This is a genomic window from Armatimonas sp. (genome assembly GCF_964826245.1).
In genome coordinates this window covers 1-3,021 of the sequence record NZ_CBAYMC010000384.1, presented here as the reverse complement: position 1 = coordinate 3,021, position 3,021 = coordinate 1, and the positions used below count along the sequence as shown (strand labels likewise).

Sequence of the window (3,021 nt, the reverse complement as noted above, 5' to 3'; positions counted from 1 at the left end):
ACGCAGCTCCGCGTACTCCGTTTTCTGGGGGCCACTGGCCTGAAACGGCGCGAGCTGCACCAGATAGAAGGGCATCTCCTTGTTGTTCCAGACCGAGCGCCAGCCCTCGATCATGGTGGGGAAGAGCTCACGGTACTGCATCGCACGGCTGGCGTTGGACTCTCCCTGGTACCAGATTGCGCCCCGAATCCCGTATTTCGTGAGGGGCGCGATCATGGCGTTGTAGAGCTCGGAGTAGCGCCACGGGGCACGCGGCGCGGCGGGCGGTGTCTTGCCCTCCAGCTTTGCCTGCGCGGATTCCGTCGCCCATTTTTTGCGCTGCTCGTCGTAGCGGGCAAAGGCCGCCGGGTAGCTGTCGGCAAGAGGCTTAAGCGCTCCATTGCCGAGAATGCGCTCCTCAGGGGTCCAGGACTCAGCGGGCGTGCCGCCCCAGTCCGACGAAATCAGGCCAATCGGAACTCCAAGTTTTTCACTCAGCATCCGCCCGAAGTAGTAGCCCACGGCGGAGAAGCCTTGCACGCTCTCAGGGGCCGCCGCGCTCCAAGGCAGCTGCACTTCAACATCCTGCTTGGGGCTGTCTGAGCGAACATTCTTCACCATGAAGAGCCGTATCGTGGGGTTGGCCGCTTTTGCGATATCCGCATCGGACTGGAACGAGTTCTTGAGGCTCCACTCCATATTGCTCTGCCCCGAGCACACCCAGACCTCTCCCATCAGAATGTCCTTGAACTCGATCTTGTTCTTGCCGGAGATCGTCAGCGGAAACGGCCCCCCTGCCGTTCGTACGCCCTTGAGCACCACTTCCCAGGCTCCGTTCTTGGCAGTCACCGTTTTCTTCTGTCCCAGAAACTCCACGGTCACTTGCTCGCCTTCATCGGCCCAGCCCCAGAACTTCAGAGGAGCATTGCGCTGGAGCACCATGCTCTCATTGAGAATCGCGGGAAGCTTCACATCGGCGTGTGCCGTCACCGCAAGCGTGAGTGCCGCGGCCAGCAAAAATATTCGTTTCATGCCGATTACTTCGGCAAAGAGAGGCGCGATTCCTGCCCCGCAAGCCAGTCTTCGGCGAGGATCACGGCGACGAGGTCATCGTAGGGCTGGGTGAGGGGAAGCCAGCGCAGCCACCAGGGACGGGCGACGCTGAGGCGCTGGCGGGCACGCTGGCTGGTGTAGGCTTCGGGGACAAAAATCACCTCGGGGAGGAGCGCGGCGAGGGCCTTGCTCTGTGTCCCGTTTCCCATCAGGAGCTGCGCGGGAGAGTACTGGGCACAAAGCTCCGCGACACGGCTAGCGAGCTGCTCGGTCAGAACAATCTCCAGGTGCAGGATTTTTCCTCCCGGCTCGACAACCGCAACACCGCACTTGGCGGTTCCTGGGTCTATCGCAAGAACTCTCATCGGTCTGAGATCGTGATGGTGGGCGGCTCGACGGGCTTGACCTCAAACTCCAGCGCCACGGGATCGGCGGCGCGCAGATCTTTGGCGGCGCGGACGGTCACACGGGCCTTGGTTCGGATCGCACGTACCGCATCCAGTGCCTTGAGCAGGGTAGCCATGCTCGTCTCCCCCACGCTCTGTTCGTCTGCATCGCCAAAAGGAATGGTCCCCGCCTCCAAAAGCTTCTTGTGAACCTCGCCGCGTAGAAACCGATAGAGAGAGTCTGCGATCTCGGCACCCGGGCGATTTCCCTCCAGCACCAGCTCGCCCAGTGGCTGCCCTGCGGTTAGGATCAGCGGGTTGCGCCACGTGCGAATGTCCACGGGCACAGGCTCCCCCATCACCGCATTGCCCAGCGCCGTCACCACCACCACCACTTCGTCCTTGGACTTGCTGATGTTTTTCGCTGCCGTGTGAATCGCTTCAAACTCCGCGATACTCTGCAGTTTCCCAGCTTCGTCCATCACCCGGCGCTCAGGAATCCAGACAGCACGGATTGCCCCCGAAGCCATGCGAGCCCCCCGCTTCTCTGCCTGTCGCGAGGCCACGGTGAGCAAGCCCTCCAGCGCGTTGTGAACCTTCCACTCACTGCCGCCCGTGATGCCTAAGCGAGCCACTTCCTCACCAACACGGTAGCTAATCTGGCCATTGCGTAAGGCCATGGTTGTTTTGGAGATTTCATTGAGGGATGCCTGAGCCTCATCAAGCGACTCCTGTGCCTCTTTGCGGCGTGCCGCAAGCTCTTTGCGCTGCTCTTCCAGCGTCTCCAGCTCGCTGGCAAGACGCATAACTTCGCGCTTCTGGCGCTCCGCCTGCCCTCCCTGCTCATCCAGCGTGCGCTGCTGATCGGCAAGGCGCTTTGTCTGTTCGACAACCTGCACCCCCAGAGCCGCCAGCTCGCCTCGTTGCCCCGTGAGTCGCCGCTTTTGCTCCTGCACCACCAGATTGAACTCACGCGTCACACGCCCCGCGAGCAGCTGGGCTTTCTTGGCCTCTTCCCGCGCAGACGTCAGCCGTACCTCGATCGTCTTCGCTGCTGCTTCTGCCTTCTCGCGGCGCTGCCGAGCCTCGCGCACCGCCCCACGAGCCAGACCAACTTGGCGCTCCGCTGCCTCCAACGAGCCTTGTGTCCGTCCCAGCCGCGCTTTCTCCGTAGCCAGTGCCTCTTCTGCTTGCTTCAGGCTTACCGTGGCCTCGCTAAACTTTCCCTCCGCCTCGGTGCGACGCTTTGCCGCCTCGATACGGGCCTGCTCGGCGCGCTGGCGCTCTTGGTCGGCGAGAACAGCAGCGCTCTGAAGCTGCTTGACCCGCTCGCCCGTCTCCTGAATCTTCTGACTGAGCTGCTCATTCTCTCGCCGGAGCTGGCTGCCGCGCTGAACCACATCCCGAAAGCTCGCCGAGGAGAGAAACATCATCCCAAACGAGGCTGCTGAGATTCCGACGCCCGTCAAGATCGTGATCAAGATTGCGGTGTGCCGGGGACGGAGCCCAAAGAGGGACTGGCGACGCTTGCCGATAACATGCCCAATCCGATCCCCCGCCCAGGCAATAAAGCCAGAGACAGGTACCAGAAGAGCAAAAAACA

At 62.0% G+C, this 3,021-nt stretch carries 3 protein-coding genes; all 3 read right to left on the bottom strand.

Features of this window, described 5'->3' with window-relative positions; translation table 11 throughout:
• Positions 1 to 1,011: sialate O-acetylesterase (locus tag AC1XOS_RS21810; RefSeq protein ID WP_481964320.1), on the bottom strand; the 1,011-nt coding region annotated here is incomplete at its 3' end.
• A 5-nt stretch (positions 1,012 to 1,016) separates the two neighbouring features.
• Complete coding sequence (locus tag AC1XOS_RS21805) at positions 1,017 to 1,397, bottom strand: pre-16S rRNA-processing nuclease YqgF (RefSeq protein WP_481964319.1); 381 nt, start codon at positions 1,395 to 1,397, stop codon at positions 1,017 to 1,019.
• Positions 1,394 to 3,021, bottom strand: a 1,628-nt coding sequence (locus AC1XOS_RS21800; RefSeq protein WP_481964318.1) for a DUF3084 domain-containing protein, incomplete at its 5' end; no start/stop codon positions are given. The genes AC1XOS_RS21805 and AC1XOS_RS21800, both read right to left, overlap by 4 nt.